Below are 22,735 nucleotides of genomic sequence, written 5' to 3'. Positions count from 1 at the left end.
CCGTTCTCCGCTGAAGCAAGCGCCAGAGGAGGCTTACCATGGATCTGTGGCGAATGATTTTGTCGGAGCACGCGAATATCGAGGAACTCTGCCGCGAGGTGCTGGAGGCCACAGGAACGGGACCGAACAGCCGCGCTGAACTCTTCGCTGATCTCGAGGACGAACTCGACCGCCACATCGCGGCCAAGCAGAACGTTCTCTACCCCGCGCTTGCCCGCGACGGGCGCACGGAAACCTATCTGCACGAACTCGACGACGAGCATAACGATATTCGCCGCCGGATTGGCAGGCTCTCCACGCAACCGAACAAGAACACGAGAGAATGGGCTCTCGACTTCAAGGAACTCGTGGGCGTGATCCGTCATGCCTTCAGCCTGGAGGAGAATGGCGCTCTGGTCGCTGCGCACGGCATCATTTCCGCGCGTGAGGCGAATGAGTTGCGGCGCGCCTATGAGCGCGAGAAGATCGCTTCTTACGAAGCGTCGCGCTGGCATATGCCGCAGGCGATGATGCCAAGCCGCTATGGCATGCCGACCGGCATGACCTTCGCCATTCTCGCAGGCGCGTTCGCCATCGGCGGTGCAGCCCTGGCTTGGAGCATGTCGCAGGGCGGGCAATCGCGCTCGAACCGCCCTCTGCGCCCTGCGCCGCGCCGTCCGCAGCCGCCATTCCCGCTCGACAGTGGCGTGGTCGATCGCTCCTTGAGCCGACGCGGCATGGAAGGTCGTGCATCCACGGGCTCGCCGCGTTCCATGCCGCGAGATACCCGTGCGGGTTCGGAGGAGAACTGGTTCTCATCCGCCAATCCGCCTCGTGCACCGTCTAGTCTTTCGACGCCACTTCAGCCCGGCGGAACTGTTCCCGGCACCAGCCCGGCCTCCTCTGTGGGGTCGATGGGGACCGGCGGAGGGCAGACAGAGAACCGCGATACAGGTGCGATGAAGAAGGAGGGGCCGTAGAGCCCCTCCCGTGACAACCTGAACGGCTGGACTATATCCTCGGGCGTAGCACGCATTGCGAACGGAGACGCCCGATGGATGATGCCGTTTGGCCCGAGCTGAACTATCCGGAATGGCGCGACACGGCTGCCACGCTGCAGCTCTGGACGCAGATCGTAGGCAAGATCAGGCTGTCGCTGACGCCTTGGCTCAATCACGGCTGGCAGGTGCCGCTCTATGTGAGCGCACGCGGGCTCACCACATCGCCCATCCCTTTCGGACATGAGGCCGTGGAGATCGAGTTCGATTTCATCGCTCATCGGTTGCTCGTGCGCACGAGCCGGGGCGATGAAGGCATCATGGCGCTCGAGCCGTGCAGCGTCGCCGAATTCTACGAAGAGTTGCTCGATCTCCTGCGCGGCATCGGCGGGCATGTCACTATCAAGGAAATGCCGAACGAGGTGCCGGACCCCATCCGCTTCTCCGAGGATCGCATTCATGCGAGCTATGACGCGGATGCGGCCTATCGCTTCTGGCGCGTGCTGCTGCAGACGGACCGTGTGTTCAAGCTCTTTCGCAGCTCATTCCTGGGCAAAGCCTCGCCGGTGCATTTCTTCTGGGGCAGTTTCGATCTCGCTGTCACGCGCTTTTCGGGGCGTAAAGCACCGCCGCATCCCGGCGGCGTGCCGGGCCTGCCCGACGATGTGACGCGCGAGGCTTATTCCGATGAGGTGAGCAGCGCGGGTTTCTGGCCGGGCAACGATGCCTATCCGCAGGCCGCATTCTATTCATACGCTTATCCCGAGCCGCCGGGGTTTCGCGAAGCCGCCATGCCGGAAGGCGCATTCTTCGACACGGCCTTGAACGAATTCATCCTGCCCTACGATACTTTGCGCAAGGCAGACGACCCGGATACGCTGCTTCTCGAATTCCTCAGCCGCACCTATGCCGCCGCAGCCGATGCGGCAGGGTGGGATCGCGCGGCGCTGGAATGCGAGATGGGCGCCCCGGCGCGGGTGAGGCCGGTCTGACGCCTATTCCGCGGCCAGAGGACGGTTCAGCGGACCGTCGATGATCACCTGCGGACAGAAACGGGAGCAGCGCTCGATGCGTCCATCCACCCTGTAGATGCTGCGCAGAAGATCAGGCGTGATCACCTCTTCGACAGAACCGCAGCGCACCATGGTGCCTTCGTCGATCACCATCACGCGGTCGGCCACGCGCATGACCTGGTTAAGATCATGCACAGCAACGATCACGCACATGGCGCGCTCGCGCGCCAATGACTTCACCAATGCCAGAACCTCCACCTGCCGGTGAAGGTCGAGCGCGCTCGTCGGCTCGTCGAGAAGCAGAATCTTCGGATCGCGCACAAGGGTCTGGGCTAGCGACACCAGCTGACGCTGGCCTCCGCTGAGTTCCGACAATCCCTTGAAGGCGATGGCCTCGATCCGCAAAGCGGCAACGACGCCGTCGACCGTCTCGAGGTCGAGATCGGAGACATGACGGCTCAGGCTGCCCTGCTTGCGGGCGAGCAGGATCGACTCGTACACGGTCAACACCGTATTCACGGAGGTATCCTGCGGCATATAGCAGATCGTGCCGGAGGAGGGATCGAACGAAGCTTCCGTCAGATGAATCCGGCCTGGTCCGTCGAGCAGTCCCGCGATGCGGCGGAACAGGCTCGACTTGCCGGCGGCATTCGGGCCGATCACAGCCGTCACCTCGCCACCCTGCAAGACAGGCGTGCTGATGCCGGAGAGAACTTCGACCTTGCCATAACGGACGCCGACATTCTCGAGCTGCAACATGGCTACCATGCGCGCCTCCGCGTGGTCATGATGAGACTGAAGAGGAAGGGCACGCCCACCAGCGCCGTGATGATGCCGATAGGAAAGATCGTGCCCGGCACGATGGTCTTGCTGATGACCGAGGTGAGCGAGAGAATGGCCGCGCCCGACAGAACGGAAGCCGGCAGGAAGTAACGCTGATCCTCACCCACCAGCATGCGCGCGATATGCGGCCCGACAAGCCCGATGAAGCCGATAGTGCCGACAAAGGCGACCGGAACGGCGGCAAGCACGCTGATGATCATCATGGTCTCAAGACGCAACCAGCGCACGTTGACGCCGAAGCTCGCTGCCTTATCCTCGCCAAGCCGCAAGGCCGTCAGCGCCCAGGCACGGCGCATGAAGAGCGGCAGCGAGACGGCGAGCACGATCGTCGTAATCGCAAGCTTCGGCCAGGTGGCGCGTGTCAGGCTGCCCATGGTCCAGAACACGACGGCCGATAGGGCCTGCTCGGAAGCAAGATACTGAACGAGCGCGAGAAGAGCGTTGAACGTGAAGACGAGCGTAATGCCCAGGAGCACGATGGTTTCCACCGTCACGCCGCGCTTCTGGCTCATGAAGTGAATGAAGAGGGACGCTCCCATCGCCATGAGGAGCGCGTTGATCGACACCACGTAGTCGATGGCCCAGGGCAGAAAGCTTATGCCGAAGACGAGCGCGACGGAAGCGCCGAAGCTCGCGGCCGCCGAAATCCCGAGCGTGAAGGGGCTCGCCAGCGGATTGTTGAGGATGGTCTGCATCTGCGCGCCTGCTGCCGAAAGCGCCGCGCCGACGACAATGGCCATCAGCGCCACGGGCATGCGGATATCCCAGATCACGACGCTGATCTGCTCCGAGACTTCCGCGGAGCCCAGCAGCGCGAGCACGACTTCGCGCATGGAATAACGCGCCGGGCCGAGGCCGAGATCCGCGATCACGGAGAGTACCATGACCACGGCGAGCGCCAGCAGAATGAGCTGCTTGCGACGCACGAGGGCGCGGTAGACACCGCGCCCCTGCTGCAGAGAGATGGCTGGGGAGTGAGCCAAGGGATCAGTCCTTGTCCTTCAGCGACACCCAGTATCCGGTCTTGTAGGGCACCGGCAGGAAACGCTCGTAGAGCGTCTTCATAGTCGCTTCGGGGTCGACATCCTTGAACAGCTCGGGATGCAGCCACTTTGCCATCGCCTGGATCGCTACGAACTGATACGGGCTGTTGTAGAACTGATGCCAGACCGCATGCACTTGGTTGTCCTTCACCGCCTTCACGCCGGTATAGGCAGGGCGTTTCATGAGATTGGCGAGCTTCTGCCGAGCCTTTGCCTTGTCCGCGCCGGAGCCGACGCCGACCCATGCGCCGCCGGGCACATAGAGTTCCCAGTTGGAACCCGTGACGATGACGTGGTCGGGATTGGCGGCGATGATCTGTTCGGGATTCACGACGCCGAAAGTGCCGGGAATGATCTTGGCGGCGAGGTTCTGGCCACCTGCGATCTCCACGAACTTGCCGAAGTTCTCGTTGCCGAAGGACATGCAGCAATCATCCGAATAGCCGCCAGCGCGCTCCATCATCACGACGGGCTTTGCCGGGTTCGCCTTGGCGAGACGCTCGGTGACGAGATCGATCTGCTGCTTACGGAAGGCGATGAATTCCTCGGCGCGGGCTTCCTTGCCGAAGAGCTTGCCGATCAGGCGCATGCTCGGATCGGTATTCTCGAAGGGCTTCTCGCGGAAGTCCACGAACACCACGGGGATGTTGATCTTGGCGAGCTTCTCGATGAGCTTGGCGTCGTCCGTCGCGGTCTTGGCCTCGACATTGAGCAGGATCACGTCGGGCTTCAGCGAGACCGCCTGCTCCACGTCGAACGTGCCTTCCTTGAAGCCGCCGAAGGTGGGGATCTTCGCGATCTGCGGGTATTTGGCGAGGTAATCCTTGTAGCCGTCGAGGTCGGCCTTCTCGAGATCGTCGCGCCAGCCCACGACGCGCTTGAAGGGTTGATCCGTATCGATGGCGGCGACGAAATACATCTGCCGGCCTTCGCCGAGGATCACCTTCTCCACCGGCGCCTTCACCTGAACCTGACGGCCCGTGATGTCCGTGACGGTGATCGTGTCGGCAGCCTTAGAGGGCAGGGGAAGAAGCGCTGTCAGCGCCAGGATGGCGCCAAGGGCGAGCTTGTTCAGGTTCATCGTGACCTCGCATCGGGAGTAAAGCGAAGCCCTCCTATGGTCCTGATTTTTCGCCGCGCAAGAAATATCTTTTAGAATTACTTCAATTCAAAAGAAGCGCAGAGGCAGTTTACAATCATTCCATTCTGACTTTTCCGCATAACCGTTTGACTGTCGCTCAAACGAGAACTAGCTCTGGCGCGCTTTCATAAGATCACACGAGAATCGTCATGTCGGACGCATCCACGATATCGAATTACTCATTGCGTGACGAGATCCGCGATTACTGGTCGCAGCGTGCTGCAACCTTCGACACGCAGGTCGGGCACGAGATCTTTTCAGAGGAGGAGCGCCAGGCCTGGCATGCACTGTTCCTGCGCCATCTCGGCCATGGCGCCGGCCGCAGGGCGCTCGATCTGGCGAGCGGCACGGGCGTGATCTCTCACCTGCTTCACGATCTGGGCTTCGATGTCACGGGCCTCGACTGGTCCGAAGCGATGCTCCAGCAGGCGCGGGCGAAAGCTGCCAAGCGCGGTTCAAACATTCGCTTCGTCATGGGCGATGCGGAACGCACGCTGGAAAAGCCGGAGAGCTACGACGTGCTCGTCACGCGTCATCTCGTCTGGACGCTTGTCGATCCGAAGGCGGCCTTCCGCGAGTGGCATAACCTGCTCAAGCCCGGTGGGCGCGTCCTGATCGTCGATGGTGACTTCGTATCCGATACATTCGCGAAGCGGCTTATCCGCTTCATCGAGCGGTTGCTGCCGGGAGCAGCGGGCGCGCCGCACGCGCCCAATGCCATGCGGGAGACACACGAGCGCATCCTGAGCCAGGTGTATTTCTCGAAAGGCGCGCGCGCCGAGGAAGTGGCGGCGCTGCTGCGCGAGGCGGGCTTTGCCAAGATCACCATCGATCACGACCTCAGCGCCATCCACCGTCAGCAGGCGAAGAACCTGCCGTGGCTGAAGGGCTTCGAGCGGGCCACGCAGCATCGCTACGCGGTTGTAGCCGAGAAAGCCTAGCCCTCCTTGAGGTTCGTGCCCCATCGGGTGTGCAAGAAACGCTCCCACGGTGAAAAGAGCAGGCGGTCGACCAGAAGGCCGATCACTACGATCACGATCATGATTCCGATCACCTGATCCATGGCGTTGAGCTCGCGCCCGTAATGGAGCAGGTGGCCGAGGCCGAAGCCGGTGAGGATCGTGACGTAGATTTCTGCCGCCATCAGCGAGCGCCAGGCGAAAGCCCAGCCCTGCTTCATGCCGCTCACGAGAAAGGGAAGCGACGCGGGCAGGATCACCCGCGTCCATTTGTGAAAGCCCTCTGAGCCCATGGTACGCGCGGCGCGGGCATAAATCGGCGGAATGTTGCGCGCGCCGTGATCGGTGGCGATGATCACAGACCACACGGTGCCCATGATGACGACGAAGAGCATCGCGCCTTCCGTCTGCCCGAACCACACGAGTGCAAGCGGAACCCAGCACACGCTCGGCAAGGTCTGGAAGCCCAGGGCCAGTGCACCCAAGGTGTCCTCCAGGAATTGTGATGTGCTGGTGAGAAGCCCGAGCGGCAGGCCGATGAGTACGCCGGCGATATAGCCGACGAGCAGGCGCTTTAGCGTTACCCAAGTGGATTCGATGAGCGTTCCGTCGAGCAGCGCATACCAGATATATTCCGCCACATAGATGGGCGAGGGGAGCAGAACAGCGGACCAGCGTCCGCTGCGCACGGCAAGCTCCCATATCAGGAGAAGGCCGGCGAAAAAGAGAAGGGCAACCGCTATGCGCTTCATTCGGAAGATGCCCCGTTTGCCGTGCCCTTCAGTGCCGCCGCGATCTTCGATGCGTAAGCCGCAAGCTCCTGACTGTTGATGTCGCGCGGGCGCGGCAGGGGGATCTCGAACACCTGCTGGATGCGGCCCGGCGAGGGCGACATGAGCACGATGCGGTCGCCGAGGCATACCGCCTCGCGCACGTTATGCGTGACGAACACGATGGTCTTGCGGCTTTCCATCCAGATGCGTTGGATGTCATCGTAGAGCTGGTCGCGCGTCATCGCATCAAGCGCAGCGAAGGGCTCATCCATCAGCAGGACATGCGGATCGGGCGCGAGCGCGCGGGCGAGCGCCACACGCTGCTTCATGCCGCCCGAGAGTTCATGGATGTGCGCGTGCTTGAACTTTTCGAGACCCACAAGATCGAGATATTCATCGGCGATCTTGCGGCGTTCCGCATTGGTCAGATCGGGCTTGAGCTTCAGGCCGAACATCACGTTGCCGAAAGCATCGAGCCAGGGAAATAACGCGGATTCCTGGAACATCACCAGACGTTGCCGTCCGGGGCCCTCGATGACCTTTCCATCGGCGAGAACACGGCCATCATCGGGCTTGGTGAGACCTGCGATGATGTTGAGCAGCGTTGACTTACCGCAACCGCTGGGGCCAAGCAAACAGACGAATTCACCCTTCGTGACGGATAGCGACACATTGTCGAGCGCCTGGACCATGAGGCTGCGCTTGGGCGTGAACCATTTGGACACGCCCTCGATTTCGAGTTTGGGCAGGCGGGTCTCGGATGAAACGGTGGTGAGAACCTCCATCAAGGCGCCTCGATCAGGCGGCCGAGATCCGGCGTGCCGCGCAAGAAACCCACCGCCTGCGCACTCGTGACGAAGGATTGGAAGGCATTGAGCGTCACGTCCGGCGTGATGTTCATGCGCGCCCAGGCGCGGGCGACGAGTTCGGGCTGCATGTCGACCTTGAACGTGGCCTGTAACTCCTCACGGGCGAGGCGTTGCGCTTCGTCCGGGTTCTGCTTGATCCATTCGGTCAACTCGCGATGCGCGGCGACGAAGCGCTTCACGACATCGCGGTTCTTGGCGAGATAGCCCGCACTGGAAACGAGAATGGTGGTGATCGCGTCCTTCTCCTCCACCAGCACCTTGCCGCCGGCTTCCGATTCAAGGCGCGACACCCACGGCTCCACCGTCCACACGCCGTCGAGCTGCTTGTTCTGGAACAGGGTGAGCTGATCGGGATTGTTGGTGGGCACCACCTGCGCGTCGCCGCCCGTCTGCGTGATGCGAAGGCCGCCGGCGACGAGCCAGGCGCGGGCCGCCACGTCCTGCGTGTTGCCGAACTGGGGCGTGGCGATGCGCTTGCCCTTGAAGTCAATGGGCTTGGCAAGCGTGGAATCACCTTGGATCACGAGCGCCGAGCCGCCATTGACCGCGCCTGCCACCACGCGCACCTCGTCGCCGCGCGAGCGCGCATAGGCGTTGAGCGCCGGGTTCGGCCCCACATAGGTGAGGTCGAGGGAATTGGCGAAGATCGCCTCCATGGCGCTGGGGCCCGCATTGTAGACATACCACTCGATCTTGGTGCCCGGGCCGAGACGGTCCGCGAACCAGTTCCTGCCCTGCCGCTCCATGCCCCTGGCCACGAGGGCCTGCACATGGGTGATGTTGGGGAAATGCCCGACCCGAAGGGTTACGCCTTGCGCGAAGGCCGGGGCGTGAGCCGCCAGCAACCCTAAGGCCGCGAGAAGGAAAGGCCGCCATCCATGCCGCATCGGTGGTCTCCTTGTAACAGTCAAACAGGCTAGGCGATCCGCGAGCAAGGTCAATGGCGAGTGCCGCTGGCCGGTTCATTCTTAAAGCAACGCTTGGCTCTGATCCCTTGCGCTTTCAGGGGATTTGTGAGGAAATCGAGGAGGGGCGTCCTGTGAAGAAGGGAGGCCGTCGATGCGTAGCTATTACGTGTTCCATGCCGTGAACATGCCGGGCCTTCGCGGCTATACGGATGAGCCGCGCGCGGAGCTGCTGCCGCCGGAATACGGGCCTTGGATCATGGCCCGGGAGATCGGGCCCGACGAGGAATGGAACCTCGATACCAGCCGCGCGGTGGTGGCCGCAGGCATCCTGGAGAACGGCCATTATCTCTCCGGCCCGCTCCACCAGCCTGCGCCCAGGCCCGTCATCGAGAGCGACCGCGTGGAAGGCACGGCGGTCTATGGCCGCGACAACATGCAGATCGGCACCATCAAGCGCCTCATCATCGAAAAGGTGAGCGGGCGCGTGCTCTACGTGGATGTCACGTTCGGCGGGTTGTTCGGTATGGGGGTGCATCACCACACTATCCCCTGGGACAAGCTCACCTACGACACGGAACTCGAAGGCTACCACACGGAGATCACGGAAGAGCAGCTGCGCGGCTCGCCTCTCTTTACGCATGAGCGCGAGGGAAGGCTCGAGAAAGACCGCGAGCGGGAGATGCAGAATTACTGGCTCAATCGCCCGTAAAGGCGCATGCGCCAACGCTATAACCTGAGATCGGCTTGCCACCGATCTGCCATATCACGGGTCTACCAACCGCATGCTTCCTTTTGTGAGAAGTGAAAAAGCGTGCGGGTGTTATCATGCATACCAAGAACCCTCAGGCGATCCGCCGGGCACGCGGCATCGCAGCATTTCAATGGATGCGCGTCGTCATCGTCCTCGGTTTGGTGGGCGCCAGCGCATTCGCCGTCTCGCTGACGGCGGAGAGACGCAGCGCATCGCAGGACGCGATTACCTCTGCGGATACACGCGATACCACGAGCAATGTGCAGGTGCTCGATCAGTCCGCCCCATCATCCACGACGCAAGTGGCGAGCGCAGATCCTGATGTTGCCGATCTCACCGTCGACCATGCCATGGACACGGGCTCATCGGCAGCTTCAGCACCAGAGACCGCGCCGGGGATCATACCCGACAACGCGCAGCAGGGTGCTGCCGCTGCGACGCCTGCGGACCCGAATAAAGCTGTGCCCCTTCACGAAACGAAACAGGCCAACGCCAGCGAGCCACAGACTCATACAGCGCCCGAGATGACCGGCGCGGTGAATGTAGCAAGCAATCCGCCTTCAGGCGATCTCATCAATCTCAACACAGCGAGCTTCGAACAGCTCAACACCATGAAAGGCGCGGGCCCCCTCGGCCGTGCCATCATCAAGGGTCGCCCCTATGCGTCGGTGGAGGACTTGGTGAAGCGCAAAGTGATGCGCCGCTCGGTCTACGAGAAGATTAAAGATCAGGTGACGGTGCGGTGAGTGGGGCCACCACCTGAGTCAGTTTGAGTAGCTAGATACTCAGAATATTTTCTATATCAACAGTCTTAAAAAGGCATTCCAGATAACTAGATCTGATCGTGGCGCAGTTGGAATGTTGCTTAGAAAGTTAAGTTAGAAGGCACACATAACCCATACATGCAAAATGCATTCGTTATATCTGGCGTACTAGATAATTCTGGCTAAGGTCCGACAATGTGAGCAAGGCCATTCGCCACTCCGCCATAGCCACGAACTCTTCTGCTGCCATGGCCAGTGGAGAGCCCGACTCTACGTCGACCATCCACCTGTCGGGGAAGTACCTCGCGTAATTCCCTAATATATATAGGCCAATATAAATATACCCGAACTCGTTAATTGAAGTTTTAGACGGTAGAAAACGAATTTCATCAGTTGTCCACATCGCACAAGGAGGTAATGACATATGGACACGATCATCACTTTTATCCTGAACACGTAGCACAAAGGCAGAGGCTAGTTCGGTGATGTTTACTCGATCAACATCGCTTGCTCGAATTTTGATGTCATCCGAGAACTGCTGAATGCGATCGGCACGATGCGGATGGACCACTAGCTGTTGTTCTAAGCCCCCATCTTGGAGCACTCGTCCATTGAACATCGCACGGACAACATCGGAATTAACATCTTGTCCAGCGAGCCACTCAAGCATCCCTGGTGTTCCAGCAAAACAGTCAAGAAGTGAGATACCTTGCTCGGGAATTTCTCCCATACGTTCATCTCTTCCAACAAAGAACACATGGGCTGGAGCTGTAGTTGTTCCATCGCCAGAGGGGCGAGTCAGTAATCCAACTACCGGATCTTCTCGTGCAGTACGATGCCATAACTCGAAAGTTCCACGCCGTTTGCCCCCTGTTGTCATGGGCTCGGCTATTAGCCGACTGGCTGTTGTAGCAAGCTGATACGCATCCTTCGGTACTTGAGGGGTTCTGAAAACTAACCCATGATGCGAGTGCTCACCCCTTGCTGCATCAAGGCTGTCGTTGCCGCCTCCTTTGAAGAGGATTTGAGCAAGAGCAAGCGACATAAGGGAATAGTAGAGAAGCAACGGCTTGGTTGCTAAGGACGTTGCGGCAGCGGCCTCCTTGTACTCTCTAGCCTGAATTAAGCATTGCCTAATTTGGCTTGCCTGCTTGAGGACATTAGGTCGATGCTTTGACGGGACTGCGTGGAGTAACATCAGTGTATCAACGACTGAGGGTACATGATGAAATCTACGCAGCCCCGACCAAGCGAAGCGACCTACGTCAGTATGTGGGATTATATTTGCTTTCCTTAGGATCATAAGCTCGTTCAATAAGCAAAACTGTCTGGATGCGCAATTCTGCAAATGCAGCTTCTCCCTAAATCCCGCCACCGCTTTCGAACCACCATTCCTTTACCTCCCAGCCATAGCCTTCTTCCTCCATGATGCGGTCGAGATGGGCTTGGAGTTCGTCGCGCAATTCGTGGAGCGTGCGAGGAGGCGGCTCATCCTCGTCGTAGGCGAATTCCGTGCGCTGGGGTTCGGGAGGCGGGTTGTGCTTGTCCATGTCGCCGAGCACGCGCGTGAGGCGGGCCAGCGGCTGGAGTGAACGTTGGGCGAGCTCCACGGGCATATCTTCCAGCGCATCCGCGTGGCGCTCGGTGAGCCTCCAGAGCTTCTGCGTCACGCGTTCGCGCTGATTGGCCGTGCGAGCGGGAGCGGCGGCTCCCGGCGGACGTCGCCAGCCCTCCTGCGCCGTGTAGCGGGAGACAGTGGCGATGGAGACGCCGATCTCTTCGGCAATGCGTTTGTAGGAACGAGTCGTGCCCTCCACGAGATTGCGCATCGCGGCGATGCGGTCATGGGTGAGCTTTTCGCGGGAGGGGGTGGACTTCGCCGGTTCGGCGGCTTCATTGGAAGGAAGGATAGGGCAGGTGAAATAGGATGTCATGGCAATCAATAATCAGAACAAAACAAGAACAATGTAGCCGATCTGGGAAAACAGTCAAGGTTGAGATAGGGGGGATAGGAGGTGGCGTCATCCCGGACGGCAAAGCCGATCCGGGATCGTTGTCCGGATGAGGCGCCATTCTCGTCTCGCGATCCCGGCTCGCCTTCGGCGTCCGGGATGACCTTTGGGGAAATGAAATGCGGCGTCACGCAGACAGAAGGCTCGGTCGCGCTGTGGTTTGCACCATGGCGGCTGTTCTGGCGCTGCTCGTGCTTGTTGCGATTGGCACCATGGTGGAGATCGCGCTGTATGCGCGGCGCTTCAGCGATGGGCCTGCCGATGCGGCCATCGTGCTCGGTGCCGCGGTTTATACGGACAGGCCTTCGCCCGTCTTCGAGGAGCGTATCCGCCATGGCGTCGATCTCCTTCGCGCGGGCCGCGTGAGCAGGCTCGTCATGACCGGCGGTCTCGGGCCGGGCGACCGATTGACGGAGGCGGCAGCCGCGCGGGATTGGAGCGTGGCGCAGGGCGTGCCGCCGGAGGCCATCATGCTGGAGGAGGCCTCCCGTACCACGCAGGAGAACCTGGCTTTCGCGAAGCCTCTTCTGGAGAGGCATGGGATCAAGCGTGTCCTGATCGTCAGCGATCCTTTGCATATGCGCCGGGCCATGGCGATCGCGCAGCGACTCGGAATCGAGGCACAGCCGTCACCGACTCCGTCGAGCCGCTATGTGGGATGGAGGGCATGGGGAGGGTTTCTGGTGGCGGAGGTCTACTACCTCACCCGGTGCCGGGTTTCCGGGCATTGCTGAAACGGCTTGTTGCGGGTTTTTCAAGGGTTTTCGGAGACTTTCCGGCGCCTTTGAAGGCGTTTCCGTGAAACGTATCATCACCGTTCCAAGGGTGATCGATGACATTTCATCATTTGTGCTGATGAAGCGATGGGCGTAATCGGGTGCTCTGAAATTTCTTCGGGAAATGCCGCCATGACCCAGGCCACCGCCACGATGTCCGCGCCGGACTCCAAGCGCTTCGACGGAACCACGTTCGGGCTTTATGCCGCCACCGTCTTTCTGTGGGGCGTGAGCTGGATCGGCATTCGCGCGCAGCTCGGAGTCGTTGCGCCGGAAATGTCGGTGCTGTGGCGCTTTCTGTTATCCGCCGCGCTCATGTGGGGCTGGGTGCTGGTGACGAAGCATCAGGTGCGCTTCGGACTTGCCGATCACCTGCGGTTTATGGCGGTGGGATGCTGCTTGTTCTCGTTCAACTTCATCTCGTTCTATTACGGCGGCTTGAGCGTGCCGTCGGGACTTCTCTCCGTGGTGTTCTCGCTCGCCTCCGTATTCAACCTCGTGCTCAGCTTCGTCGTTTTTCGGCAGAAGGTGGAGCCGCGCGTGGCGCTCGGCGGCGTGATCGGCGTTGCCGGCATCGGGCTTCTGTTCTGGCCGGAGATCACGGGCGCGGGCTTTAATGCGGCGGCGTTGAAGGGGCTTGGCCTGTGCGTGATGGGCACGCTGTTCTTCTGCTCCGGCAACATGATCTCGACGGTGGTGCAGCGCCGCGGCGCGCCCCTTCTCTCCGCCACCGCCTGGGGCATGACCTATGGCTGCGGTGTGCTGCTGGCGATGAACCTGCTGCGCAGAAACGAATTCATCATCGAACCCACGGCGAAATATATCGGCTCTCTGCTCTATCTCGCCATCGGCGCGTCGGTGCTGGCCTTCATGTCGTATCTCACGCTGCTGCGCCGCTTGGGTGCGGCGCGCGCGGGCTATGCGACAGTGCTGTTTCCCATCGTGGCGCTCACTGTCTCGACGCTGATCGAGGGATACCAATGGACGCTGCTCGCAGGCATCGGCGTCGTGCTCGCTCTTGTCGGCAACGTGCTGGTGCTGCGCAAGCCCGCCGCGAAGTAAGGCTTACTCGGCAGCGACCTGAAACACGGGGCGCGTCGAGCCCAGATTGTCGAGCGACTGCTTGATGTGGAAGCCGAGCGCATCCGCGAGTGGGTTCTCCTCGCCGCGCGCGCGGATCAGGCCGATCTTGCACGAGGGCAGGGCGGGGAAGCCGTCCGAGGGGCCGAGAATCCGCATGCCGGGGCGCACGGCGCTTTCCGGCAGAACCGACACGGCAAGGCCCGCGAGAACGGCGGCGCCCACGGCGGTCGAGTGATAGCTCACATAGGCAATGCGGAAGGCGCGGTCGGCGCTCTCCAGCGCTTCCGTCGCCGAATGGCGCCAGTGGCAATTCGGGCGGCCGAGGGCGAGCGGGATCGGGTTCTCCTCATGCACGCCGTGGCGGGCGGAGGTCACCCACAGAAGCTGCTCGATGCGCACGATCTCCGACGGGCCGCGACGGTCAACATGCGTGATGATGGCAAGGTCAAGATCGCCGTGCTGCACACGCTCGATGAGGTTGTGCGTGGGCTCGCACATCACCGTCACCTCCGCCTTCGGATTGGAGCGCGAGAACCGTGCCAGAATCTCCGGCAGGTAGCGGTCGGCGTAATCGTCGGGAAGGCCGAGGCGCACCCGGCCGGTCAGCTCGTTATCGTCGAAGGAGGCCATGCATTCCGCGTTCAGGCGCACGATCCGGCGCGCGTAGTCGAGCAGCCGCTCGCCCTCGTCGGTGAGCTTGGAAAGGCGGCCATCACGTTCGAAGATCGCCTTGCCGACCCGGTCCTCCAGCCGCTTCATCTGCATGGACACGGCGCTCTGCGTCTTGTGCACGATCTCCGCCGCCCGCGTGAACGACCCCGTATCCGCAATCGCCACGAAAGTCCGGAGCTGATCGATATCGAGCAAATGCATGGCTTTTCCCTCCCATCATTTTTACTGATGATACATATCTCAAACAATCGTTTCAAGTGATGTAATGGGCTGTGCTATAGGTTACATTACAAGGAAAAATTTTCCTTAATAATATCAATAACTTGAAGTGGAAGGCCGATGGCAGATCTCTGGAAGATCTCCGGTATTCCTCTGACAGTTTTTTGAATGTTCATTGGCTGATCCGACAGATCGTGAAAGCCACTTGAGAGCGAAAGGAGACATGACATGACCCGGTCTGCAGCAACCGCCACGACCCTTCCCGGAGCCTCCATCCTGGGTCAGTTCGCGCGTGTGCTCATATCCCTCGCGAAAGCTTTTCAGGATCGCCGAGAGGTGATGAACCTCGCCGAATTCGACGAGCGCATGCTCAAGGATATCGGCCTCACACGGAACGACGTGACGGATGCTCTGGCGGAGCCTCTTCATCATCGGCCGTCATGGGTGTTGGTTCGATGTGCCAAGCGCACCGCTCCAGCTGCTCGAGCTGCCGCCCCACACAAGGCACGGCCCGTCGTCCAGCTGGTGAGCAGGCGGGCTTAAGGCTTCTTCGCGCCTGTACTCCAGGCGTCTTCGATGATTGATTGGAGGGACGTGAGATATTGCATTTGCATCTCGCGTCCCTTGTCCATCATCTCTCCCCATGACGCGGAGAGAGAGGGCTCCTCCTGCGGCGCCGGGGGCTCTTCCGGCTTCTGCAGGAAGCTCGTCATCATGTCCTGAAAAGGATTGGACGCGGGTTGCTTTTGCGGCTCTGCGGATTTCATCCATCCGGTCCACATCTCAGCCCATGGATTGGCCGCATCCTGCTTCGGCTTTTCAGGCTGCGCGAACGATTGGGCCGCCATCCATTGCGATAATCCGCCTGCGAGAATGCCCGCATAGAGCGGCAAGATCTGCTGCATGGTCTCGACGCCGATGCCGGCGAAGTCGGCTGCCTGATGCGCCACGCGGCGGCTGGCCTCGTCGGAGCCGAAAAGCTGGTCGAGTACCTGCCTGCCGGCTTGCTGAGCCTGGGGAGAGAAGGAACGCCCCGCCATCTGCCAGAAATTCTGATACCCGCCGCTCATGAGCGATTGCAGGAACGGGTTGGGGCCGTTGGCCGCCAGGGCATGCTGCAGGCCCATGATGAAGGCCGGCATGAGAGCGGCCATCGCCTTTTGCTGCTGATCGCCCGAGAGCTGGAATTGCTGCGCCAGGGTTTCGAAACCTGCCTGGGTCTGCGCCTGTCGCATCAGATCGAACCAGTTGAACATGGCGGACTCCCTGAACGCTCAGCCTGCCTACGGTATCGGAGCAGCTTGCCTCTCCAGACGCCGGATTGTCCAGAAGGCCGTAATGATGGCGGCAATCCCGAAGGCGATGGAACCGGCTCCGATGCCGACAATAGCACCTTTCGGCCCGCCGATCTGCGCACCGATATAGGCGAAGGGGATCATGCCGAGCGTGGCCCTGCCCCAATTGAAGAAGGTGGAGAGCAGGGGATAGCCGAGATTGTTGAAGGACGCGTTCGCCACGAAGACCAAGCTGATGAAGAACCAGATGAAGCCGCTCAGCAGGCAGAAGAACTGCACCAGCTCGGCCGTGAGTGGCGGCGCGTTGAATGCGATCACGATGGGGCGCTGCAGAACGACGAGCAGCAGCCAGACGCCCAGCACATAGACGATCATGAAGGTCAGTGAATCCTTCAGCGTCTGCTTCATGCGGTCATAACGCCGTGCGCCCCAGTTCTGCCCGAGAACCGGGCCGATGGCTCCGGCCAGGGCAAACACGCCTGCGAAGGAAACGGGCGTCACACGATCGATGATGGCGGAGGCGGCAATGGCCTCGTCGCCGAACTTCGACATGATGCCGGTGAAGAAGGCGTTCGATGCGGGAGCGGCGAGATTGGTGAGGATCGCAGGGATGGCGATGGCGAAGAACGGCTTCGCATCTTGCATCACCGATTGCAGCGTGGGACGGGACAGAAGCTGGTGGGCGCGCGTTACATAGAGATAGCCCACATAGACATAGGCCACGCGCGCGATGTTGATGGTCCAGGCGGCGCCATCGGATTGAAGATCGAGCACGAAGATCGTGATGGGATCGAGCAGCACCGTCACGATGGCGACGGAGAGCGAGGCATACATGCTGCGCTTGGCGTCGCCCGCCGCGCGCAGAACGGTGGAGAAGGCCATGCCGAGCGCCATCAGCACATTGGTCGGCAAGGCGATCCAGAGAAATCTCTGTGCCACCTCGAAGGCCTGGCCGCTTGCGCCCATCGCGCGCAGGATCTGAGGCAGGAAGGCGAGCGCGATCACGCTGACGGCGATGCCGATGAGGCCCATGAGCACGCTGCCCGAGGCGGCAAGCCGACGCGCATCGTCAGGATGACCCGCACCGAGCGCGCGGGAGACCAGGGCGCCGATCGGAATCATCAATCCCACATTGATGGACACCGAGAAGAACATCACGACGGTGGCGATGCCGACGCCCGCCGTCATGCTCGGATTGTTGAGCCAGGAAATGTAGAGCAGCGAAACGAGATCGACGATGAAGATCGCGATCAGGCCAGCGGCTCCCGTTCCCGTCATCACGAGAACGTGGCGCATAGTTGAGCCCTGCACGAAGATAGGCGCCTGGGTGCGTGCTTCTTCGCGCTCTGAGGCGGGCATATCCATTTAGAGGGCTCCTTCGCCGAGAATGTCGCGTGTCTCGGGGCTAAGTGCCTTGGCCTTGCCTTTCGGCGAGGTGAGAGGCTCGGGCGTGATCTTGGCGCCGACAACGAGTTCCGCGCCGCCCATCGTGCCGATCTCCTTCTGCAGGAACAGGCGAGCGATGTCGCGCTTGCGCACGTCCTGCGCGGAATTGGCGGCGATCTCCGCATCGATCCCCAGCTCCTCGAGCGCCGAACGGCCGAAGACAATGGCGGATTCGAATGTTTCGCGAAGCTGATAATCGACGCCGATCTTCAGAAGCCTCACCGCGTGAATGCGGTCATAGGCACGCACGAAGCTGCGGGCATTCGGGAAGTTCTCGCGAAGGATCTCGGCCACTCTTTCGACGGTGTCGGTGTCGTCGATGCAGACGCAGATCATCTCCGCCTTTTCCGCGCCGGCCGCGCGCAACACGTCCAGGCGCGTTCCGTCGCCGTAATAGATCTTCAGGCCGAAGCGGCCCGCGTCGCGCACGCGCTCCACGTTCTTGTCGATCACGGTAGCGTTGATGTTCTGCGACAGAAGAACCTGGTTCACGATCTGCCCGAAACGTCCGAAGCCGATCACGAGAACACGGCTCGACAGCTCACCCTCCTGGCCCATCAGCCCGTCCATGCCCGCATCGTCCACACGCTCGGGGCGTGCTTGCAGAGCCTTCTCGACGAGGGTCGAGAAGATCGGGCCGAGCAGCATCGTGATGGCTGCAAGCGCGATCACGGATTGCGCTTCGCTCGATGGCATCAGTCCGGCGGCGACCGCCACGGGCAGGAGCACGAAGGCGAATTCGCCAGCGGTGCAGAGCAGCGTGCCGGACCGCAGGCCTTCGCGCCATGTGGCGCCGAACATGCGCGAGAGAACCGTGATCAGCACGGTCTTGCCGAGGATCACCACGGGCGCGGCGATGGCCAGCAGAACCCATTGCTCGCGCACGAGCGCCAGATCGATGGACATGCCCACGCTCATGAAGAAGAGGCCGAGCAACATGCCACGGAACGGCTCGATATCGGCCTCCAGCTGATGACGGAAGTTCGACTCGGCGAGCAGAAGGCCTGCGAGAAACGCGCCCATCGCCATGGAGAGGCCGACTTCCTGCATGAGCAGGGCGGCACCCAGCACCACCAGCAGCGCGGAGGCCGTCATCACCTCGCGCGAGCCCGTGCGGGCCAGGATGCGGAAGAAAGGGTTCAGTCCATAGCGGCCCACGAGAACCACGGCGGCGATGGCGGCGATGGTCTCTCCAACCGTAATCAGTTGGTCGAGGGGCGAGGCCTGTTCCGCCGCCATGCCGGAGGCGAGAAGGGGCAGGATGGCGAGAATGGGAACGACGGAGAGATCCTGGAACAGCAGGATCGCGAAGGAACGCTGTCCGTACGGCGTTTGCAGGTCGTTGCGCTCGCCCAGCATCTGGAGCGCGATGGCTGTGGCCGACAAAGCGACCGCAATGCCGATGACGAAGGCGGCTTTCGGGCCGAAGCCGATCATGGACGCGGCTAAGCCCAGGCAGAGCGCCGTCACGCCCAGCTGGGCGAAGCCGAGGCCGAAAATGTCCCGCTTCATGGACCAGAGATGGGAGAGCTTGAGTTCCAGCCCGATGATGAAGAGCAGCAGCACCACGCCGAGCTCGGCCACGGTCGCGATGGTTCCCGGATCGCCGACGAGGCTCAGGCCCGACGGGCCGATGACCACGCCCGCCGCCAGATAGCCCAGCACGGCGGAAAGGCCCAGGAACCGGAACACCGGCACAGCGATCACGGCTGCCCCGCAGAAGGTCAGGACAGGAGGAAGAAAACTGACATGGGAGGCTGTGCTGGCCATCGAGCAATCGGATCCGGTGAACAATGCCCCCTTTCTAGGGAGTCTTTTCCCGTAGGGCGAGCGTTTCTTGGGGGAGTCCAGGGCTCATTCCCTCCCCCTTGCGGGGAGGGGCAGGGGTGGGGGGTGGTTCGACTGGGTGAGCGATTGAACTAGCGGGGCTCTGACCACCTCTCCCCGGTGGGGAGAGGTCGAGCGCAGCGAGGGTGAGGGGGTGAGACTTTTCCGGATGGACCTGTAACCCCTCACCCCGACCCTCTCCCTCAGGGAGAGGGAGCAGATGGTAGTGGCCTTCATGTTCACTGAAGTTCGCGTCGCACTTTGACTTTGCGACCCCCACCCTCAATCCCTCCCCGCAAGGGGGAGGGAATAAGCGCGCCGTCCGCGAATAACTGCCGCTCCCGCTTGACAGGAGGGGCCCCGTCTCGCCACATCGCGGGATCATGACGAAGCCAGCTCTCGACATTCAGCTTTGCGCCCCCCGCGGCTTCTGCGCCGGGGTCGTGCGCGCCATCGACGCCGTCGAGAAGGCGTTGGCGATCCATGGGGCGCCGGTCTATGTGCGCCACGAGATCGTTCATAACAAATACGTGGTGGAAAACCTGAAGCGGAAAGGGGCCGTCTTCGTCAAGGAACTCGACGAGATCCCCGATACCGAGGCACCCGTGATCTTCTCCGCCCACGGGGTTCCCAAATCCGTGCCGGAGGCGGCCCAAGCCCGCAATTTCTTCGCCATCGACGCCACCTGTCCGCTGGTGACCAAGGTGCATCGCGAGGCGCAGGTCCATAACAAGCGGGGCCGTCACATCATCCTGATCGGCCATGCGGGCCATCCGGAAGTGATCGGCACCATGGGCCAGCTGCCGGAAGGGGCTGCGACCCTGGTCGAGACCGTGGACGACATCGCCCGGCTCCAGCCCGCCGATCCGGAGAACCTGTCCTTCGTCACGCAGACCACCCTGTCCGTCGACGATACCCAGGACATGGTGGATGCGCTCAAAGCACGCTTCCCCTCCATCGTCGGTCCGCACAAGGAAGACATCTGCTACGCCACCACGAACCGCCAGGGTGCGGTGAAGCGCGTGGCGCCGCAGGTGGATGCGATGATCGTGGTGGGCTCGCCCAATTCCTCCAACTCCCAGCGCCTGCGCGAAGTGGCCGAGCGGGAAGGTTGCCCCTTGGTGCGCCTGATCCTGCGCGCCGAGGACATCGACTGGTCGCTGTTCGGCAACATCCGCAGCCTCGGCATCACGGCAGGAGCTTCCGCGCCGGAGATCCTGGTGGAAGAAATCATCGATGCCTTCGCCGAGCGCTACACGGTGTCGGTGGAGAGCGTGTCGACGGCGGATGAGAGCGTGTTCTTTCCTTTGCCGCGCGAGTTGCGTGAGCAGGCGGCGGAGTAAACATTGGCAGTCTATACGGAAGTCAGCGACGAGGAGCTCGAACGCTTTCTCGAGACCTACGACATCGGCACGGTGCTCTCCTACAAGGGCATCGCGGAGGGCGTGGAGAACACGAACTATTTTCTCCACACTACCAAGGGCTCCTACATTCTCACCCTCTATGAGAAGCGGGTGCGGGAAACCGATCTGCCGTTCTTCCTCGGGCTCATGCAGCATCTGGCGAATAGAGGTCTGACCTGTCCGCTGCCGGTCAACAACCGCAAGGGCGAAGCGCTCGGCCGCGTGGCCGGACGTCCCGCCGTCATCATCACCTTCCTTGATGGCATCGCGGTGCGTCGTCCCACAGCGAAGCATTGCGGGGCTCTCGGCGGAGCGCTCGCGAAGCTGCATCTCGCGGGCCGCGACTTCGCGATGAACCGGCCCAACGCGCTCTCGCTCGACGCATGGGCTCCGCTCTTCGCGCAAGCCGAGGCGCAGGCCGATACGGTCTCCGACGGGTTGGGCGAGCGCACGCGGCGTGAGCTTGCTTATCTGAAGGATGCATGGCCGCAGGATCTGCCCTCCGGCATCATCCATGCGGATCTGTTCACGGACAATGTGTTCTTCATCGGCTCCGAAGTGTCGGGGCTGATCGACTTCTATTTCGCCTGCACGGATTCCTTCGCCTACGACGTCGCCATCTGCCTCAATGCCTGGTGCTTCGAGCAGGACGGATCGTTCAATCTCACGAAGGGACAGGCGCTGCTCGCCGGTTATCAGGCGGTGCGTCCTCTCTCTGCTGACGAGATCGAAGCGCTGCCTGTTCTCTGTCGCGGTTCTGCGATGCGCTTTATGCTGACCCGTCTCGTGGACTGGCTCAACGTGCCGCCAGGGGCGCTCGTGAAGCCGAAGGATCCGCTTGAATACGACCGCAAGCTCCACTTCCACACCCATGTGAAGCATGCCCGCGAATATGGACTCGATACATGAGCAATTCTGAGCGCATCCTCATCTACACGGACGGCGCCTGCTCGGGAAATCCCGGGCCAGGCGGCTGGGGTGCGATCCTGTTCTTCAAGGGCAGCGAGAAGGAGGTCTCCGGCGGTGAGGCTCACACCACCAACAACCGCATGGAAATCCGCGCCGCCATCGAGGGGCTGAACGCGTTGAAGCGGCCCTGTGCCGTCGATCTGTTCACGGACTCGCAATATGTGCGCCAGGGCATCACGCAATGGATGCACAACTGGAAGCGCCGCGGCTGGCGCACCGCAGACAACAAGCCCGTGAAGAACGAGGATCTGTGGCGTGAGCTCGATGAGGCTGCATCTCGCCACGACGTGGCCTGGCACTGGGTGAAGGGCCATGCGGACGATCCCATCAACATTCGTGTCGACGAGCTGGCGGTGGCCGCCATGCAACCCTTCAAGAAGCGGCGTGCATAAAGCATCGAACCAAAGGTGGATTGGTACTTTTGGAGCTTACCTGGTGCACATAAAACAAAAGCCCTGCCAGCATTCAAGCGGGCAGGGCTTCGTGTTTTAGAGCTTGAAAGGCTCAGAGATCCTTCAGGATGTTTTCCGCACCCGACACTTGAGCCTTGGACGGCGTGTCCTCGACATTGATCGCCTTCACGACGCCGTCTTCCACCACCATCGAATAGCGCTGGGAGCGGGTGCCGAGGCCGAAGCCCGAGCCGTCCATGGTCAGCTTGATCGCCTTAGCGAAATCGCCGTTGCCGTCGGAGAGGAACTCGATGCCTTCAGCGCCTGCGGACTTGGCCCATGCATCCATGACGAACACGTCGTTGACGGCAGTCACCAGGATGGCGTCCACGCCCTTGCCCTTGATCTCCTCAGCCCGCTGCACGTAGCCCGGCAGGTGGTTGCGGTGGCAGGTGGGGGTAAACGCGCCGGGAACGGCCACGAGCACGACTTTACGTCCCTTGAAGAGGTCGTCCGTCGTCTTGGCGACCGGCCCGTCGGCGGTCATGACACGGAAGGTGACCTGGGGGAGGCGTTCTCCAACCTGAATGGGCATGCACT

Annotated in this window: 24 protein-coding genes; 11 read left to right on the top strand and 13 right to left on the bottom strand. The window is 61.5% G+C overall.

Features of this window, described 5'->3' with window-relative positions; translation table 11 throughout:
• The first annotated feature begins 38 nt into the window (after nucleotides 1-38).
• Both MJ639_RS12190 and MJ639_RS12185 read left to right on the top strand, forming a co-directional pair.
• On the top strand, nucleotides 39-959 hold the full coding sequence (locus MJ639_RS12190; RefSeq protein WP_243372788.1) for a hemerythrin domain-containing protein: 921 nt from the start codon (nucleotides 39-41) through the stop codon (nucleotides 957-959).
• Between the two features lie 74 nt (nucleotides 960-1,033).
• A complete protein-coding gene (locus tag MJ639_RS12185; protein ID WP_243372786.1) occupies nucleotides 1,034-1,969 on the top strand; it encodes a DUF5996 family protein in 936 nt (311 codons plus the stop codon).
• Between the two features lie 3 nt (nucleotides 1,970-1,972).
• On the opposite strand, the gene MJ639_RS12180 is transcribed toward MJ639_RS12185, so the two are convergent.
• Genes MJ639_RS12180 through MJ639_RS12170 form a run of 3 tightly spaced genes read right to left on the bottom strand, consistent with a single transcriptional unit; the run spans nucleotide 1,973 to nucleotide 4,957 of the window.
• Nucleotides 1,973-2,758 (bottom strand): ABC transporter ATP-binding protein, encoded by a 786-nt coding sequence (locus tag MJ639_RS12180; protein WP_243372784.1) that lies wholly within the window; start codon nucleotides 2,756-2,758, stop codon nucleotides 1,973-1,975.
• Nucleotides 2,752-3,816 (bottom strand): FecCD family ABC transporter permease, encoded by a 1,065-nt coding sequence (locus tag MJ639_RS12175; protein ID WP_243372781.1) that lies wholly within the window; start codon nucleotides 3,814-3,816, stop codon nucleotides 2,752-2,754. The genes MJ639_RS12180 and MJ639_RS12175 overlap by 7 nt, the downstream gene beginning before the upstream one ends.
• A gap of 4 nt (nucleotides 3,817-3,820) precedes the next feature.
• Nucleotides 3,821-4,957: an ABC transporter substrate-binding protein gene (locus MJ639_RS12170; protein ID WP_243372771.1), complete on the bottom strand. Its 1,137-nt coding sequence runs from the start codon at nucleotides 4,955-4,957 to the stop codon at nucleotides 3,821-3,823.
• A gap of 209 nt (nucleotides 4,958-5,166) precedes the next feature.
• Between MJ639_RS12170 and MJ639_RS12165 the strand changes: the two genes are divergently transcribed.
• Nucleotides 5,167-5,958, top strand: a complete 792-nt coding sequence (locus MJ639_RS12165; RefSeq protein ID WP_243372769.1) for a class I SAM-dependent methyltransferase — start codon at nucleotides 5,167-5,169, stop codon at nucleotides 5,956-5,958.
• On the opposite strand, the gene MJ639_RS12160 is transcribed toward MJ639_RS12165, so the two are convergent.
• Genes MJ639_RS12160 through MJ639_RS12150 form a run of 3 tightly spaced genes read right to left on the bottom strand, consistent with a single transcriptional unit; the run spans nucleotide 5,955 to nucleotide 8,505 of the window.
• A complete protein-coding gene (locus MJ639_RS12160; RefSeq protein WP_243372767.1) occupies nucleotides 5,955-6,728 on the bottom strand; it encodes an ABC transporter permease in 774 nt (257 codons plus the stop codon). The two genes, MJ639_RS12165 and MJ639_RS12160, sit on opposite strands and share 4 nt — an antisense overlap.
• Nucleotides 6,725-7,534 carry an ABC transporter ATP-binding protein gene (locus MJ639_RS12155; protein ID WP_243372765.1) on the bottom strand — a complete coding sequence of 270 codons (810 nt, stop codon included), beginning with the start codon at nucleotides 7,532-7,534 and terminating at the stop codon, nucleotides 6,725-6,727. The genes MJ639_RS12160 and MJ639_RS12155 overlap by 4 nt, the downstream gene beginning before the upstream one ends.
• Nucleotides 7,534-8,505 (bottom strand): ABC transporter substrate-binding protein, encoded by a 972-nt coding sequence (locus MJ639_RS12150; RefSeq protein ID WP_243372763.1) that lies wholly within the window; start codon nucleotides 8,503-8,505, stop codon nucleotides 7,534-7,536. Before MJ639_RS12150 ends, MJ639_RS12155 begins: the two co-directional genes overlap by 1 nt.
• 172 nt (nucleotides 8,506-8,677) lie before the next feature.
• Here MJ639_RS12150 and MJ639_RS12145 point away from each other — a divergent pair, with 172 nt between their 5' ends.
• A complete protein-coding gene (locus MJ639_RS12145; RefSeq protein ID WP_243372745.1) occupies nucleotides 8,678-9,235 on the top strand; it encodes a PRC-barrel domain-containing protein in 558 nt (185 codons plus the stop codon).
• A gap of 116 nt (nucleotides 9,236-9,351) precedes the next feature.
• Entirely contained in the window at nucleotides 9,352-10,023 is a 672-nt protein-coding gene (locus tag MJ639_RS12140; RefSeq protein ID WP_243372742.1) for a helix-hairpin-helix domain-containing protein, read from the top strand.
• Nucleotides 10,024-10,195: 172 nt separating this feature from the next.
• Here MJ639_RS12140 and MJ639_RS12135 read toward each other — a convergent pair whose 3' ends face one another.
• Nucleotides 10,196-11,239, bottom strand: coding sequence for a YaaC family protein (locus MJ639_RS12135; protein WP_423790791.1), 1,044 nt, complete (start codon nucleotides 11,237-11,239; stop codon nucleotides 10,196-10,198).
• Nucleotides 11,240-11,402: 163 nt separating this feature from the next.
• Nucleotides 11,403-11,975: a COG3415 family protein gene (locus MJ639_RS12130; protein WP_243372738.1), complete on the bottom strand. Its 573-nt coding sequence runs from the start codon at nucleotides 11,973-11,975 to the stop codon at nucleotides 11,403-11,405.
• A gap of 197 nt (nucleotides 11,976-12,172) precedes the next feature.
• Here MJ639_RS12130 and MJ639_RS12125 point away from each other — a divergent pair, with 197 nt between their 5' ends.
• Both MJ639_RS12125 and MJ639_RS12120 read left to right on the top strand, forming a co-directional pair.
• Nucleotides 12,173-12,787 (top strand): YdcF family protein, encoded by a 615-nt coding sequence (locus tag MJ639_RS12125; RefSeq protein ID WP_243372728.1) that lies wholly within the window; start codon nucleotides 12,173-12,175, stop codon nucleotides 12,785-12,787.
• 174 nt (nucleotides 12,788-12,961) lie between these two features.
• Nucleotides 12,962-13,891 carry a DMT family transporter gene (locus MJ639_RS12120; RefSeq protein ID WP_243372725.1) on the top strand — a complete coding sequence of 310 codons (930 nt, stop codon included), beginning with the start codon at nucleotides 12,962-12,964 and terminating at the stop codon, nucleotides 13,889-13,891.
• 3 nt (nucleotides 13,892-13,894) lie between these two features.
• Here the strand turns inward: MJ639_RS12120 and MJ639_RS12115 are convergent, their stop codons facing one another.
• Nucleotides 13,895-14,785, bottom strand: a complete 891-nt coding sequence (locus MJ639_RS12115) for a LysR substrate-binding domain-containing protein (RefSeq protein WP_243372723.1) — start codon at nucleotides 14,783-14,785, stop codon at nucleotides 13,895-13,897.
• A 246-nt stretch (nucleotides 14,786-15,031) separates the two neighbouring features.
• Here MJ639_RS12115 and MJ639_RS12110 point away from each other — a divergent pair, with 246 nt between their 5' ends.
• On the top strand, nucleotides 15,032-15,346 hold the full coding sequence (locus MJ639_RS12110) for a DUF1127 domain-containing protein (RefSeq protein WP_243372714.1): 315 nt from the start codon (nucleotides 15,032-15,034) through the stop codon (nucleotides 15,344-15,346).
• Here MJ639_RS12110 and MJ639_RS12105 read toward each other — a convergent pair.
• From MJ639_RS12105 to MJ639_RS12095, 3 genes are read right to left on the bottom strand one after another with little or no spacing between them, the layout of a single operon-like run.
• Nucleotides 15,343-16,059 carry a DUF937 domain-containing protein gene (locus MJ639_RS12105; protein ID WP_243372712.1) on the bottom strand — a complete coding sequence of 239 codons (717 nt, stop codon included), beginning with the start codon at nucleotides 16,057-16,059 and terminating at the stop codon, nucleotides 15,343-15,345. The genes MJ639_RS12110 and MJ639_RS12105 overlap by 4 nt on opposite strands.
• A 27-nt stretch (nucleotides 16,060-16,086) precedes the next feature.
• The gene (locus tag MJ639_RS12100; protein ID WP_243372710.1) at nucleotides 16,087-17,463 is read right to left on the bottom strand and encodes an MATE family efflux transporter; all 1,377 of its coding nucleotides are present in this window, start codon (nucleotides 17,461-17,463) and stop codon (nucleotides 16,087-16,089) included.
• Nucleotides 17,464-19,314, bottom strand: coding sequence for a monovalent cation:proton antiporter-2 (CPA2) family protein (locus tag MJ639_RS12095; RefSeq protein ID WP_243372699.1), 1,851 nt, complete (start codon nucleotides 19,312-19,314; stop codon nucleotides 17,464-17,466).
• Between the two features lie 440 nt (nucleotides 19,315-19,754).
• Between MJ639_RS12095 and ispH the strand changes: the two genes are divergently transcribed.
• Genes ispH through rnhA form a run of 3 tightly spaced genes read left to right on the top strand, consistent with a single transcriptional unit; the run spans nucleotide 19,755 to nucleotide 22,135 of the window.
• Entirely contained in the window at nucleotides 19,755-20,714 is a 960-nt protein-coding gene (gene ispH, locus MJ639_RS12090) for a 4-hydroxy-3-methylbut-2-enyl diphosphate reductase (RefSeq protein ID WP_243372697.1), read from the top strand.
• Nucleotides 20,715-20,717: 3 nt separating this feature from the next.
• Entirely contained in the window at nucleotides 20,718-21,683 is a 966-nt protein-coding gene (locus tag MJ639_RS12085) for a homoserine kinase (protein WP_243372695.1), read from the top strand.
• On the top strand, nucleotides 21,680-22,135 hold the full coding sequence (gene rnhA / locus MJ639_RS12080) for a ribonuclease HI (RefSeq protein ID WP_243372693.1): 456 nt from the start codon (nucleotides 21,680-21,682) through the stop codon (nucleotides 22,133-22,135). Before MJ639_RS12085 ends, rnhA begins: the two co-directional genes overlap by 4 nt.
• Nucleotides 22,136-22,247: 112 nt before the next feature.
• On the opposite strand, the gene MJ639_RS12075 is transcribed toward rnhA, so the two are convergent.
• The gene (locus MJ639_RS12075) at nucleotides 22,248-22,730 is read right to left on the bottom strand and encodes a peroxiredoxin (protein ID WP_243372690.1); all 483 of its coding nucleotides are present in this window, start codon (nucleotides 22,728-22,730) and stop codon (nucleotides 22,248-22,250) included.
• Nucleotides 22,731-22,735 lie beyond the last annotated feature (5 nt).

It is taken from the genome of Microvirga solisilvae, assembly GCF_022808595.1.
GTDB classification, from domain to species: Bacteria; Pseudomonadota; Alphaproteobacteria; order Rhizobiales; family Beijerinckiaceae; genus Microvirga; species Microvirga solisilvae.
The sequence above is the reverse complement of the archived record's forward strand: the minus strand, read 5'-3'. Positions and strand labels throughout refer to the sequence as shown.